Raw genomic sequence first — 13,854 nt, forward strand, 5'->3', positions numbered from 1 at the left:
TCCGTCGTCAGTCGCGCGTCAGCAGGCGCGGGGCAAGCTCTTTGAGGGCGCGTCGGTATACCTCGCGCTTGAATGTCACCACCTGGCCCAACGGATACCAATAGCTGACCCAGCGCCAGCCATCGAACTCCGGTTTACCGGTCAAATCCATCCGCACCCGCTGCTCGTTGGAGATCAGGCGCAGGAGAAACCATTTCTGCTTCTGGCCGATGCACAGCGGTTGGCTATGCGTTCTGACCAGGCGTTGCGGCAAACGATAGCGCAACCAGCCCCGGGTGCAGGCGAGTATTTCGACATCTTCTCGCTCAAGCCCCACTTCTTCGTTCAACTCGCGGTACAAGGCCTCTTCGGGCGTCTCCTGAGGGTTGATCCCACCCTGGGGAAACTGCCAGGCGTCTTGATTGATACGGCGAGCCCATAGCACCTGCCCTGCATCATTCGTAAGAATGATCCCCACATTGGGTCGGAAACCATCGGGATCGATCACGGCAACAACCTCGCAAACGCATGTCGCCGCATTGTTCCACAAAGGTTGTGAAAGCAGCAACGAGCCTTCCTACCTTATGTGCACTCTTGTGAAAAGTCCGTATTCTGGACGCCTTTCTTCAGATTCTTCAGCGAGTAACTGCAATGCGGCTGGCTTTATTCGACTTGGACAACACCTTGCTGGGCGGCGACAGTGACCACGCCTGGGGCGATTACCTGTGTGAGCGCGGTTTCCTCGACGCCGTTACGTACAAGGCGCGCAATGACGAGTTCTATCAGGATTACCTGGCCGGCAAGCTCGACAACGCCGAGTACCTGAATTTTTGCCTGGAAATCCTTGGCCGCACGGAGATGGAGGTGCTGGCACAGTGGCATCTGGACTACATGCGCGACTGCATCGAACCGATTGTGTTGCCCCAGGCGATCGAGCTGTTGAGTAAACACCGTGAGGCCGGTGACAAGCTGGTGATCATCACCGCTACCAATCGCTTCGTCACCGCACCGATCGCCGAGCGCCTGGGAGTCGAAACCCTGATCGCCACCGAGTGTGAAATGATCGACGGGCGCTACAGCGGGCGCAGTACCGACATTCCGTGTTTTCGTGAGGGCAAGGTGATGCGGCTCAATCGTTGGCTGGAGGAGACCGGCCATTCGCTGGACGGCAGTTACTTCTACAGTGACTCGATGAATGACCTGTCGCTGCTGGAAGTGGTGACCCATCCGGTGGCCGTGGATCCAGACCCGAACCTCAGGGCCGAAGCCCAGAAGCGGGGTTGGCCGGTGATTTCGTTGCGCGGCTGATATCTTCATCGCGAGCAGGCTCGCTCCCACACTGGATGTGCATCGTTCACAAACCCCTGTGGGAGCGAGCCTGCTCGCGATAGGGTCGACGCGGTCTAACGCCTTAAACCGGCTTGGCCCCCATCAACCCCGCAATGGCGACAAAGCAGACAAAACTGAACAGCGCTAAGGCAAAGGTAAATTTCCCGCTCCCTCCCGGCGCCTTGCGCAGTTTGTTCAATCGCACCAACAGCCAGAACCCCGCCAGCGCCGCCACGGTGTAGAGCACACTGGAAGCCAGCAACCAGGTCTGCCCCAGTGGCCAGCCGATCTGATGCACCATCCACCACCCCGTGAACGGCAGGCTCACCAGCGCCAGGGCCATCACCAGCCAGACAAACACCCGCGGGCGTTGCAATGTGCGCGCGGCCGCCGTGGCATCGCCGTTGCGGCGCGTCCTCCAGACCCAGATGGCCAGCCCCAAGGCGCCCGCCAAGAGCAATACTGTGGCGACGACATGGGCGATCTTCAGCGCGGTTAACGTTTCCATCGTTGGATTTCCTTGAGTCTTGCCGGGCAGTCTAGCTCTGCTTTAGCCCAGGAACAGCTGATACGCCGGGTTATCGCTTTCATCCCAGTACGGATAGCCGATTTCTTCCAGGGCTGCCGGTACCAGATGACGTTCATCGTGCGGTACTTGCAGGCCCGCAACCACACGACCATCCGCCGCACCATGGTTGCGGTAGTGGAACATCGAGATATTCCAGCGTCCGCCCAGCTTGTTGAGGAAGTTGAACAGCGCCCCCGGACGTTCCGGGAATTCGAAGCGCAGCACGACCTCGTCGATGACGTGGGCCGCATGCCCGCCCACCATGTGGCGAATGTGCAGTTTGGCCAGTTCGTTGTCGGTCAGGTCCACCACCGGGAAGCCTTGCTCGGTCAGGCTGGCGATCAGCGCGCTGCGCGGGTCGTTTTCCGGGTGCGTCTGCACGCCCACGAAGATGTGCGCTTCGCTGCCCGTGTTGTAGCGATAGTTGAATTCGGTGATCTGGCGCTTGCCGACGGCTTCGCAGAAGGCCTTGAAGCTGCCTGGCTTCTCGGGAATGGTCACTGCGATGATCGCCTCGCGGCCTTCGCCCAGCTCGGCACGCTCGGCCACGTGACGCAGACGGTCGAAATTGACGTTGGCGCCGGAGTCGATGGCCACCAGGGTCTGCCCGCTGACGCCGCGCGATTCCACATACTTCTTGATCCCGGCCACGCCCAAGGCGCCGGCAGGTTCGGTGATCGAGCGGGTATCGTCGTAGATATCCTTGATGGCCGCACAGATCTCGTCGGTACTGACGGTGATGACTTCATCCACGTAGTGCTTGCAGATGTCGAACGTGTGCTGGCCGATCTGCGCCACGGCAACGCCGTCGGCAAAGAGCCCCACGGTCGGCAGCACCACTCGCTCGCCAGCAGCCAGGGCGGCTTGCAGGCAATTGGAATCGTCCGGCTCGACGCCGATCACCTTGATGTCAGGCCGCAGGTATTTCACGTAGGCCGCGATCCCGGCGATCAGCCCGCCGCCGCCCACCGGGACGAAAATCGCATCCAGACGCCCCGGATGTTGGCGCAGGATCTCCATCGCCACCGTGCCCTGCCCGGCAATGGTGTGGGGATCGTCATAGGGGTGAATGTAGACGTAGCCCTTTTCGTCGACCAGTTTCAGCGAATAGGCCAGGGCTTCGGGGAACGAATCACCGTGCAACACCACTTTGCCGCCTCGGGAACGTACGCCTTCGACTTTGATTTCCGGAGTGGTCTTGGGCATCACGATGGTGGCTTTGACGCCCAGCACCTTGGCCGCCAGGGCCAGGCCCTGGGCGTGGTTGCCCGCCGAAGCCGTGACCACGCCGCGTGCGCGCTCTTCGTCGCTGAGCTGGGTCAGCTTGTTGTAGGCGCCGCGAATCTTGAACGAGAACACCGGCTGCAAGTCTTCGCGCTTGAGCCAGATGTTGTTGCCCAGCCGCTCGGAGAGCTGGCGGGCAGTCTGCAATGGGGTTTCCACGGCAACGTCGTAAACGCGCGAGGTGAGGATCTTTTTGACGTACTGTTCAAGCATCGGAAAGCATCACTGAGCGGGTTGGGCAGGGCCAAGGAGTCTAACCCGGCTTTTGGCTGGGCGACCACACGAATCCCAAGGTTTTGTTGGGTTATACTCGCGTCCCTCTTTACTCCCCGTCCGCTTTCGGAGCCCGCATGACCCAGGATCAACTCAAACAGGCCGTGGCCCAGGCCGCTGTCGACCTCATCCTCCCGAAACTGGATGACAAGAGCATCGTTGGGGTCGGCACCGGCTCGACGGCCAATTGCTTCATCGACGCACTGGCGCAGCACAAAGGTGCGTTCGACGGCGCGGTCGCCAGCTCCGAAGCCACCGCCGCGCGCCTGAAGGGCCACGGGATTCCGGTCTATGAGCTCAATACCGTGAGCGACCTGGAGTTCTATATCGACGGCGCCGATGAAAGCGACGCGCACCTGAACCTGATCAAGGGCGGCGGCGCGGCCCTGACCCGCGAGAAGATTGTCGCGGCCGTGGCCAAGACCTTCATCTGCATCGCCGACGCCAGCAAACTGGTGCCAGTCCTCGGCGCGTTCCCGCTGCCGGTGGAAGTCATTCCGATGGCCCGCAGCCATGTGGCCCGCCAACTGGTGAAACTGGGCGGTGACCCGGTGTACCGCGAAGGCGTGCTGACCGATAACGGCAACATCATCCTGGATGTCCATAACCTGCAGATCACCAACCCGGTGGAACTGGAAAGCCAGATCAACGCCATCGTCGGTGTGGTCACCAATGGCTTGTTCGCGGCTCGCCCGGCGGATGTGTTGTTGCTGGGGACGCCTGAAGGGGTGAAGACCCTGCGGGCTGAGTAAGCCGGCCAGATAACCTGCTCTTTCAGTGATTCAGCCCCTGTGGGAGCGAGCCTGCGGTTTCTTGAAAACGTAGAACAGGTTCGGTTCGCTCACCACATACAAGTTGCCATCATCGTCCATGGCAACGCCCTCGGCCTGAGGGACGGTTTTTTGCAGCCCTTGACGGCCCTTGCTCAACGACAGCGTGCTCAACGGGCGGCCGTCGATGTCCAGCTCGATAATCAATCGCGACTCATCGGACAGCGCCAGTAAATGGCCGCTGCGCTCGTCGTATTGCAGGCTAGAAAGATCGCGTACGAACAGTCCGGCATCGCGCTTGGGGTTGTTGATTACATGGACAGCGTAGGATTTGTCCGGTTTGTGATGGGGAAAGCCCCGCACTTCATAAATCAGCATCGGATCGCGCTCCTTGGCCACGAACAACCGTTTGCCCACTGAGTCGTAGGCCAACCCTTCAAACCCTTTGTTACCGTTCAGGTGCAGGCCAAGCGTCATTTGCTCTGCGTCGGCGCCGTCGAGGAATTGGGTATCGTCGTCCAAGTGAATCTTGATCAGCCGCTGCTGACGCTCGTCGGTGATGACGTAAATGTCCTCGCTGATGAACTCCACCGCCTCCGGGTCGCCGAAGCCAATCAGGGCGATGCGCCTAAGAATCTTGCCGTCCAATGACAGCTCGATCAGTTCGGCATTCTTGTTGGTAACGGTAAAGAGGCTCTTGCGGATCGGATCGTATGTCAGCGCCGAAACGTCATTGTCCAGGCCTTCAATCACCCGCGCCTCGACCGTCACCCGATAGTGGTCCAGGGCAATGGCCTGTTCGCTGGGGGGCTGCCAGAGGGCGTTGAGGTTGAACCAGGCGCGCTCGAACAGGCGCAGGTATTGAGCTGCTGCGATCAAAGCGATCAATACGATCATTATCAGCAGCAGGATCAAGGGCTTCGGGCGGGCAAGTCGACGCATGTGGGTGGGCTCGGATGAGAACAGGTGGTTGGAAATACCACGGCTGCCTGAACTGAAGCTTAATGGCCGGATGCCACACCCTACGGCGAAGGATGAATTACCTTACAGAGTTGCGCTATCAGCGTTGTTTTTCGAAACGATAGAACAGGTTCGGCTCGCTGACCATGTACAGGTTGCCGGACTCATCGAGGGCTACGCCTTCTGCGCGGGGGATCGTATCTTTGATGCCGTTGAAACCGCCCAGCAAGGTCATGAAGCTGACCTGTTCCCCTGCATCGTCCAGCTCCAGCAACAGATGGGAGTCGGCCGACAGCAGCAGCGAGTGCCCCGTGCGAGGATCGATCGCCAGCGCCGACAGGTTGCGCAGGTCCAGCTCGTCGCTGGCATGGATCTGTTTGTCGCCCTTGAGCAGTTGGCTGCCGTCGCTTTTCCAGGTGAACAACGCTGGCGGACGCTCTTCACCCAAGGCCAATTGCTGGTTGCGTGGATCCCAGGCGACGCCTTCGAAGCCCTTGTTCTGGTTCTTGGACGGGCCGAGATCGTAGTGGGGGAAATCCGTGCTGTTCAGTTCGCGAGTATCGGCATCGACCTGGATGATCGACAGCGTGTGTTTTCGTTCATCGGTAATAGCCATCAGGCCATTCTCCATGTAGGCCACGCCTTCAGGATTGCTCCAGCCCACCAACGGCATTTTGCGCAGCACGTCACCCTGCAGGGTGAGTTCCACCAGAAACGGATGCTTACCCATGATCGCGAACAGGGTTTTGGTCTGTGGGTTATAGGTCAGGTCGGACGCTTCATCCTCTTCCATTCCTGGCAGGACCTTGGCATCAATCACCGCGTGGTAGTCCGGCAGCCAGATGCTTTCCTGGCGCTGGGCGGGGCTCTCGAGACGTTCCGATGCCCACAGCAGGCCCCGGTCATCCCAGTGCATGGCATACGCCAGCCAGTAAAAGGCCCCGGCTGCTAACAGCGACCAGGCATACCAGGGCAGCGAGAAGCGAGCGCGGCGGACGGGGCTGGAGGAGGGCCGAGCTAGAGGAGTGGCCATCAGGGGATGTGTTCCAGGTATTCGGGTTAGGAAAATGAATGGCTCAGACGCCGTATTCCCTGGAATTATCCGGATGGCATGTGAAAAAAATGGTAAATGGCGAGAGCCGTCCATCCATGTGGACACGAGCCGGCTCGCGCCCACGCGGGACAGCGCCTTGCGGTTAACGAACGCTGCTTTCGAAACGGCTCGCGCCTGGCAATTCCAGTACCAGTTCATCCCCGACGTTCAACGGTCCTACGCCCGCCGGAGTGCCAGTGAGGATTACGTCGCCGGCCTGCAATGAGAAGCAGCCAGCCATGTATTGGATCATCGGCACGATGGGGTTGAGCATCAGGCTGCTGTTGCCGTCCTGGCGCACTTCACCGTTGATGGTCAGGCGAACCGGGATGTCGGTCAGGTCGGCAAAGGTGCCGCTGGACACGAAAGGTGCCAGCACCGCCGCACCGTCGAAGGATTTGGCGACTTCCCAGGGCAAGCCCTTGGCCTTGAGCTCGGCTTGCTTGTCCCGCAGGGTCAGATCCAGGGCCGGGGCGAAGCCGGAGATGGCATCCAGCACTTCCTCGGCACTGGGCCGGGTCGACAGTGGCTTGCCGATCAGCACGGCAATTTCAGCTTCGTAGTGCACCGCACCACGGTCAGCGGGGATGCTGAAACCGCCTTCCAGCGGCACCGCGCAGCTGCCGGGCTTGATGAACAGCAGGGGTTCGGTAGGTACCGGGTTATCCAGTTCCTTGGCGTGTTCGGCGTAGTTGCGGCCAATGCACACGATTTTTCCCACCGGGAAATGAATACGGGTACCGTCGACATACTGGTGCTGATAGCTCATTACCGACTCCTGCTTCTGGGATTCATCAGGTATTTTTTGCATTAAACCGCGAAAATCTTGCCCGGGTTCATGATGCCGTTCGGGTCGAACACTGCCTTGACGGCCTTCATGTATTCAATTTCTACCGGCGAGCGACTGTAGGTCAGGTAATCGCGTTTGGTCATGCCTACGCCGTGTTCGGCGGAGATCGAGCCGTTGTATTTCTCGACGGTTTCAAAGACCCATTTGTTCACGGTCGCGCACTTGGCGAAGAATTCGTCCTTGCTCAGGTTCTCTGGCTTGAGGATGTTCAAGTGCAAGTTGCCGTCGCCGATGTGGCCAAACCAGACGATCTCGAAATCCGGGTAATGTTGGCCGACGATAGTGTCGATGTCGCGCAAGAAGCCCGGGACTTTCGAAACGGTGACCGAGATGTCGTTCTTGTACGGTGTCCAGTGGGAGATGGTTTCCGAGATGTACTCGCGCAACTTCCACAGGTTTTGCAGTTGGGTTTCGCTTTGGCTCATCACCCCATCGAGCACCCAGCCCTGTTCGACACAGTGTTCGAACGTTTCCAGGGCGTGGTTGGCGACTTCTTCGGTGGTGGCTTCGAACTCCAGCAGGGCGTAGAAGGGGCACTCGGTTTCGAATGGCGCCGGTACGTCGCCCCGATCCAGGACCTTGGCCAGGGCCTTGTCGGAGAAGAATTCGAACGCCGTCAGGTCCAGCTTGCCCTGGAAGGCATGCAGTACGGGCATGATCGAATCAAAATCGGCGGTCCCCAGGACCATGGCGGTGAGGTTCTTCGGAGCCCGGTCCAGGCGCATGGTGGCTTCGACCACGAACCCGAGGGTGCCTTCGGCGCCGATGAACAACTGCCGCAGATCGTAGCCAGTGGCGTTCTTGATCAGGTCCTTGTTCAGTTCCAGCAGGTCACCTTTACCGGTGACGACTTTCATGCCGGCTACCCAATTGCGGGTCATGCCGTAACGAATGACCTTGATTCCGCCGGCATTGGTGCCGATGTTGCCGCCAATCTGACTGGAACCGGCCGAGGCGAAGTCCACCGGGTAGTACAGACCGTGCTCTTCAGCCTTGTTCTGCAGTTGTTCAGTGACCACACCTGGCTGGCAGACGGCTGTGCGATCGGTAAGGTTCACGTCGAGGATCTGGTTCATGTAATCGAATGACACGACCACTTCGCCGTTGGCCGCTACGGCCGCAGCGGAAAGCCCGGTACGCCCGCCCGATGGCACCAGCGCGACCTTGTGCTCATTGGCCCAGCGCACAATGGCCTGAACCTGTTCGGTGGTCTTGGGGAAGACGATGGCGCTCGGCGCCGGGGCGAAGTGCTTGGTCCAATCCTTGCCATAAGCGTTCAGGGAGTCGGCATCGGTCGAGACTTTGCCAGGCTCAACCAGGGTCTTCAGCTCATCTATCACGGCAGGATTGGTCATCGACAGAACTCTCGAACAATTCATGGTCATCCTGAGAACGCTTCACGTCGCAGGAATGAGTGTTTAGCGGGGTGCGTATGCTAGCATACCGACCCCGCAGCGTAGTGCCCATTGGCTGTTCTGCGGCGACGGCTGTCATGCCGGTCGGACCAGCATGCGCTGTCCGATTCCCTGCCATTTTTCTCCGGGACACAGGTTTACGCAGATGAGCAAGACTTCTCTCGATAAGAGCAAGATCAAGTTCCTTCTTCTCGAAGGCGTCCACCAATCGGCTGTCGACGTCCTCAAGTCGGCGGGCTACACCAGCATCGAGTACATCACCAGTTCTCTGCCGGAAGCCCAGCTCAAGGAAAAGATCGCCGATGCTCACTTCATCGGTATTCGCTCCCGTACCCAATTGACCGAAGAGATCTTCGACCACGCCAAGAAACTGGTGGCGGTCGGCTGCTTCTGCATCGGCACCAATCAGGTGGACCTCAATGCGGCGCGCGAGCGCGGTATCGCGGTGTTCAACGCGCCATACTCCAACACCCGTTCCGTTGCTGAACTGGTGCTGGCCGAAGCGATCCTGCTGCTGCGCGGCATTCCCGAGAAGAACGCTTCCTGCCACCGTGGCGGCTGGATCAAGAGCGCGGCCAACTCCTTCGAAATCCGTGGCAAGAAGCTGGGTATCGTCGGTTACGGCTCGATCGGCACGCAGTTGTCGGTGCTGGCTGAAGGCCTTGGCATGCAGGTGTTTTTCTACGACACCGTGACCAAGTTGCCGCTGGGCAATGCCACCCAGGTCAACGACCTGCACGAGCTGTTGGGCATGTCCGACATCGTGACGCTGCACGTTCCGGAAACCGCCGCCACCCAGTGGATGATCGGCGAGAAGGAAATCCGTGCCATCAAGAAAGGCGGGATCCTGATCAACGCCGCTCGTGGCACCGTGGTCAAGCTCGACGCCCTGGCCGAAGCGATCAAGGACAAACACCTGATCGGCGCCGCCATCGACGTATTCCCGGTGGAGCCGCGCTCCAACGACGATATCTTCGAAAGCCCGCTGCGCGGCCTGGACAACGTGATCCTGACCCCGCACATCGGCGGTTCTACTGCCGAAGCCCAGGCCAACATCGGCCTGGAAGTGGCGGAAAAGCTGGTCAAGTACAGCGACAACGGTACTTCGGTATCGTCCGTGAACTTCCCGGAAGTGGCCCTGCCGGCTCACCCTGGCAAGCACCGCCTGCTGCACATCCACGAGAACATCCCGGGTGTGATGAGCGAGATCAACAAGGTCTTCGCCGAAAACGGCATCAACATTTCCGGTCAGTTCCTGCAGACCAACGAGAAAGTCGGCTACGTCGTGATCGACGTCGATGCCGAATACTCCGATCTGGCGCAAGAGAAACTGCAGCACATCAACGGCACTATTCGTAGCCGGGTGTTGTTCTAAGCAGATCAGGCTTGCAATAAAAAACGGGAGCCTCGCAGGGGGCTCCCGTTTTTTTCTGTCGAACACATAACCTGTGGGAGGGTTTTGTGTTGTGTCGACCTGTGCCGGTTTATTTCACGTTTACCGTGATCTTCTCGGACACGATCGTCGGATCGAACGGCATATGGCCGCTGTCGCCCAGGATCAGCTGCAAGGTGTGCTTGCCCGGTGCCAGTTTGATCGTAGCCTCGGTTTGCGCCTTGCCGAAATGCATGTGGTTGGCATCGGTGGGAATCGGCGCGCCCGCGGCAGGCAGTTTGTCGACATCAATCAGCAAATGATGGTGCCCGGTATTTTTGGTTACATCACCCGCCGGGGCCAGCGCGATGTTCTTGACGCCGAACTTGACCTTGAACTCCTGGCCAACGGTGGCACCGTCTTCCGGGGAAACGATGAATACCTCTGCACCCTTGGGAGCAGGGGTTGCGGCGGATGCCAGCATCGAAGCTCCCAGCAACAGGCCGGCCAAGGCGGCACGTGACATAAAGCTTTTCATTTTTTTCTCCAGTTTTTCCATGAAATCCGCGTGGTCATGACAACTTCATGACCATTCGTTGTCGAAGCCTGCAACAACCATAGCAAAGCGAACCTGAAACGAGCGTCGCTTGTAACAATACAAAGGAGTGACCATGCGTTTTCTGCCTGGGCTGATCTGCCTGCTACCCCTCTTGAGCCCTCTGGCCCATGCCGAACTGATCGACGACATCAACGACCGTGGCGAATTGCGCATCGCTCTGGAAGCCAACACCAGCCCTTTCAACTTCAAGAAAGACGGCAAGCTCACCGGCTTCGAAGTGGAACTGGGTCAGATGCTGGCCGGCGAGCTCGATGTTCGCGCCGACTTTGTGGTCACCGATGCCAGCGATCTGCTGGCCGGTGTGGAAAGCGGCAAATACGATGTCGCCATCAACCACATAGCAATGACCCCGGAACTGGCCGAACGTTTCGACACAAGCACCGCTTATAGCCAACCGGATGCGCAACTGTTGGCGCGCAAGGACGACTCGCAACGCCCGATGGTCATGGCACAGTCGTTCCAGCCGGAAGAAAAGAGCGGCCCGCCGCCGAGCCTGGTGATTCCGTTCCAGAAGGGCAATCCGGCGTTCAAGGCCAGCCTGGACAACGCTTTGGCGCGTATCAAGGACGACGGGCGGCTTGAGCAGTTGTCACAGAAGTGGTTGGTCAAGCAGGAGTAACAATGGGGCGGTGGGCGACGGCGGTGTGTCAGTCGCATCAATGTTGCTGATCCGCCGTCATCGCGAGCAGGCTCGCTCCCACATTTGGATCATTGATGGTTCGCCATTTATGTTCGCAGTTGACCCGTGTGGGAGCGAGCTTGCTCGCGATGGCGCCCTCAAATCCTAAGCAGGTCTACGCCAGACACTCGCCAACCAAGGCTGCTGCTCTCGCGGCAGCCCAGCCGGTCGGTAGTAATGCTCAAGCTCTACAAAGCCCGCTTCTGTGAGCAAGGTGCGCCAGGCCGCAAGGTCGTGGTAGGCGCCGAAGCGCTGGCCGTTCCAGCCTTCCTGGTTTTCGCCCCGGGGGTTGGAACTGAACAGCACGCCGCCGGGCTTGAGGGTGGCGTGCAATTGCTTGAGCACCCGTGGCAGTTCCTGGACGGGGACATGAAACAGCACCGCGTTGGCGAAAATCCCGTCAAAGCGTTCGACCGGCAGGTCGAGTTCCAGGAAGTCCTGCTGCCACACCTCACAACCGCTGTCCTGGCGCGCCATCCGGGCAAATTCCTCTGAACCGTCGAGGCCGACCGCGACATGGCCCATGGCCGTGAATGTGCGCAGGTCGCGCCCCGGGCCGCAGCCGAAATCCAGGATGTGCAGCGGTGCCTGGCCCTGGATATGGCGCAGCAGGGCGTCGATGTTCTGGCTGACATCGTGGTCGCGGGTGCCGTCGCGAAAGCTCTCTGCCACGGCGTTGTAATGGCCCAGGGTCGTGGCGGTGATGGCGTGCAGGTCGTCGGTGGTGTGTTTCATGGGTGTGGGTTTGGGTGAGGAGTGTCAGCCGACTATACCGCAAGCCCGCTGATCTGCCTGTGGGAGCAAAGCTTGCTCGCGACTGCAGTCGTCCAGTTGGTATCCATGTTGGATGGAATACTGCTATCGCGAGCAAGCTTTGCTCCCACAGGTCAACTGCTCCCATAGGTCAGCGTTTATTCAAGCCGCGCGCCAGGCGGTCACCACCCAATTGGATCACGGCGACCAATGCCACCAGCAACACGATCACCGTGAGCATGATCTGGCTGTCGAAACGTTGGTAGCCGTAGCGGTAGGCGATGTCGCCCAGGCCGCCGGCGCCGATCGCTCCGGCCATGGCCGAGGAGTTGATCATGGTCACCAAGGTGATGGTAAAGCCACCAACGATGCCCGGCAGGGCTTCGGGCAGCAGCACATGCCAGACAATGTGCCAACGCCGGCAACCCATGGCCTGGGCCGCTTCGATCAGGCCATGGTCGACCTCGCGCAGGCTGACTTCGGCGATGCGGGCAAAGAACGGCGTGGCGGCAATGGTCAGCGGTACTACCGCGGCCCACACGCCATAGGTGGTGCCGACGATCAGCCGGGTGAATGGGATCAACGCCACCATCAGAATCAGGAACGGTATCGAGCGGAACAGGTTCACGAACGCGCCCAGGGCCCGGTTCAAGGCCGGCGCTTCATAAATTCCACCCTTGCCGCTCGTGACCAGGATCACCGCCAGCGGTATGCCCGCCAGCAAGGCGATCAGCGACGACACGCCAACCATCAGGAACGTGTCGATAAAACCCTGCAACAACCGGTCAAACCACATAACCCAGCACCTCTACCCGTTGTGCCCAATTGCCCGCCCGTTGACGCAATTCCTCGGCGCCCCATGACGAACCGCTCACGGCCAGCAGCAATTGCCCCAGCCCGTGGCCCTGAATGCGCTCGATGCCGCCGTGCAGCAGCCGCACCCGTCCACCGAGGGCACTGAACAAGGCGGCGAGATCCGGTTCTTCTCGATCTATGCCGCTGAATTGCAGGCGCAGCACGATAGCCGCATCCGCCGATGCCGGCTGCCCCTGCAAGCGACTTTGCAGCTCTTGCGGTATGGCGTGTTGCAACGGCGCCAGCAGCGTCCGACTGACCTCGTGTTGCGGGCTGCCGAATACTTCCCAGACCGGGCCCTGCTCGACCATGCGTCCTTGCTCGAGCACCACCACCCGGTCGCAGACTTCACGGATCACCGCCATCTCGTGGGTGATCAACACGATGGTCAGGCCCAGTCGCTGATTGATCTCGCGTAGCAAACCGAGGATCGATTGGGTGGTCTCCGGGTCAAGGGCCGATGTGGCTTCATCGCACAACAGGATCTGCGGGTCATGGACCAGTGCCCGGGCAATCCCCACCCGCTGCTTCTGACCGCCCGAAAGTTGCGCCGGATAGGCCTTGTGCTTGCCTTGCAGGCCGACCAGCTCCAGCAGCTCGCGGACTTTGCGCTGGCGCTGTTCCTTGGGCACGCCGGCGACTTTCAGCGGCAGCTCAACGTTCTGCCACACGGTCTTGGCCGACATCAGGTTGAAGTGCTGGAAGATCATGCCGATGCGCCGGCGCAATTCCACCAGGCGGTCCTCATCGAACTCGCCGATGTCTATCTGATCAATCAACACCCTGCCGCTGGTGGGTTGTTCGAGGCGGTTGATGGTGCGGATCAGCGACGACTTGCCGGCGCCGCTGCGGCCGATGATGCCGAACACCTCGCCGCGCTGGATCGCCAGGTCGATCCCTTGCAGCGCGGCCACCGGACCCTGGGCACCGTTGTAGGTCTTGCCCAGGCCGATGAAGCGCACAAGGGCGCGGTTCAACTCCGGATGCAGCTCGGTCTGGTCGGCGCTTTGGGGCGTGGGAGCTTCGTGTCTGAGTCGAGCATTGACGGCGTTCAT

General features: G+C 60.0%; 15 protein-coding genes. 4 read left to right on the forward strand and 11 right to left on the reverse strand.

Going from position 1 to position 13,854, the window contains the following annotated elements:
• Positions 1 to 7: 7 nt before the first annotated feature.
• Positions 8 to 487: an RNA pyrophosphohydrolase gene (locus BW979_RS04355; protein ID WP_003186867.1), complete on the reverse strand. Its 480-nt coding sequence runs from the start codon at positions 485 to 487 to the stop codon at positions 8 to 10.
• A 143-nt stretch (positions 488 to 630) separates the two neighbouring features.
• On the opposite strand from BW979_RS04355, the gene BW979_RS04360 reads away from it, so the two are divergent.
• Entirely contained in the window at positions 631 to 1,287 is a 657-nt protein-coding gene (locus BW979_RS04360) for an HAD family hydrolase (protein WP_076383262.1), read from the forward strand.
• 103 nt (positions 1,288 to 1,390) lie between these two features.
• Here the strand turns inward: BW979_RS04360 and BW979_RS04365 are convergent, their stop codons facing one another.
• Both BW979_RS04365 and ilvA read right to left on the reverse strand, forming a co-directional pair.
• Entirely contained in the window at positions 1,391 to 1,816 is a 426-nt protein-coding gene (locus BW979_RS04365) for a DUF2269 domain-containing protein (RefSeq protein ID WP_076383263.1), read from the reverse strand.
• 42 nt (positions 1,817 to 1,858) lie between these two features.
• Entirely contained in the window at positions 1,859 to 3,373 is a 1,515-nt protein-coding gene (gene ilvA / locus BW979_RS04370; protein WP_047226817.1) for a threonine ammonia-lyase, biosynthetic, read from the reverse strand.
• Between the two features lie 137 nt (positions 3,374 to 3,510).
• On the opposite strand from ilvA, the gene rpiA reads away from it, so the two are divergent.
• Positions 3,511 to 4,185, forward strand: a complete 675-nt coding sequence (gene rpiA, locus BW979_RS04375; RefSeq protein WP_047226818.1) for a ribose-5-phosphate isomerase RpiA — start codon at positions 3,511 to 3,513, stop codon at positions 4,183 to 4,185.
• A 30-nt stretch (positions 4,186 to 4,215) separates the two neighbouring features.
• Here the strand turns inward: rpiA and BW979_RS04380 are convergent, their stop codons facing one another.
• The 4 genes from BW979_RS04380 to BW979_RS04395 all read right to left on the reverse strand — a co-directional run bounded on the left by BW979_RS04380 (position 4,216) and on the right by BW979_RS04395 (position 8,461).
• Positions 4,216 to 5,145 carry an SdiA-regulated domain-containing protein gene (locus BW979_RS04380; protein ID WP_076383264.1) on the reverse strand — a complete coding sequence of 310 codons (930 nt, stop codon included), beginning with the start codon at positions 5,143 to 5,145 and terminating at the stop codon, positions 4,216 to 4,218.
• A gap of 118 nt (positions 5,146 to 5,263) precedes the next feature.
• The gene (locus BW979_RS04385) at positions 5,264 to 6,196 is read right to left on the reverse strand and encodes an SdiA-regulated domain-containing protein (protein WP_076383265.1); all 933 of its coding nucleotides are present in this window, start codon (positions 6,194 to 6,196) and stop codon (positions 5,264 to 5,266) included.
• Positions 6,197 to 6,359: 163 nt separating this feature from the next.
• Positions 6,360 to 7,025, reverse strand: coding sequence for a fumarylacetoacetate hydrolase family protein (locus BW979_RS04390; protein WP_047226821.1), 666 nt, complete (start codon positions 7,023 to 7,025; stop codon positions 6,360 to 6,362).
• Between the two features lie 41 nt (positions 7,026 to 7,066).
• On the reverse strand, positions 7,067 to 8,461 hold the full coding sequence (locus BW979_RS04395; RefSeq protein ID WP_076383266.1) for an FAD-binding oxidoreductase: 1,395 nt from the start codon (positions 8,459 to 8,461) through the stop codon (positions 7,067 to 7,069).
• A 205-nt stretch (positions 8,462 to 8,666) separates the two neighbouring features.
• Here BW979_RS04395 and serA point away from each other — a divergent pair, with 205 nt between their 5' ends.
• Positions 8,667 to 9,896, forward strand: coding sequence for a phosphoglycerate dehydrogenase (gene serA, locus BW979_RS04405; RefSeq protein ID WP_047226823.1), 1,230 nt, complete (start codon positions 8,667 to 8,669; stop codon positions 9,894 to 9,896).
• Between the two features lie 109 nt (positions 9,897 to 10,005).
• Here the strand turns inward: serA and BW979_RS04410 are convergent, their stop codons facing one another.
• Positions 10,006 to 10,431 carry a DUF4399 domain-containing protein gene (locus BW979_RS04410; protein ID WP_076386517.1) on the reverse strand — a complete coding sequence of 142 codons (426 nt, stop codon included), beginning with the start codon at positions 10,429 to 10,431 and terminating at the stop codon, positions 10,006 to 10,008.
• Between the two features lie 133 nt (positions 10,432 to 10,564).
• Here BW979_RS04410 and BW979_RS04415 point away from each other — a divergent pair, with 133 nt between their 5' ends.
• A complete protein-coding gene (locus BW979_RS04415) occupies positions 10,565 to 11,131 on the forward strand; it encodes a transporter substrate-binding domain-containing protein (RefSeq protein WP_076383268.1) in 567 nt (188 codons plus the stop codon).
• A gap of 165 nt (positions 11,132 to 11,296) precedes the next feature.
• Here BW979_RS04415 and BW979_RS04420 read toward each other — a convergent pair whose 3' ends face one another.
• From BW979_RS04420 to BW979_RS04430, 3 genes are all read right to left on the reverse strand, one after another.
• Positions 11,297 to 11,926, reverse strand: a complete 630-nt coding sequence (locus BW979_RS04420) for a class I SAM-dependent methyltransferase (RefSeq protein ID WP_047226825.1) — start codon at positions 11,924 to 11,926, stop codon at positions 11,297 to 11,299.
• 169 nt (positions 11,927 to 12,095) lie between these two features.
• A complete protein-coding gene (locus BW979_RS04425; protein WP_025211262.1) occupies positions 12,096 to 12,740 on the reverse strand; it encodes a methionine ABC transporter permease in 645 nt (214 codons plus the stop codon).
• Positions 12,730 to 13,854 (reverse strand): methionine ABC transporter ATP-binding protein, encoded by a 1,125-nt coding sequence (locus BW979_RS04430; protein ID WP_076383269.1) that lies wholly within the window; start codon positions 13,852 to 13,854, stop codon positions 12,730 to 12,732. Before BW979_RS04430 ends, BW979_RS04425 begins: the two co-directional genes overlap by 11 nt.

The organism is Pseudomonas sp. A214, from assembly GCF_900156295.1.
Classification (GTDB): Bacteria; Pseudomonadota; Gammaproteobacteria; order Pseudomonadales; family Pseudomonadaceae; genus Aquipseudomonas; species Aquipseudomonas rhizophila.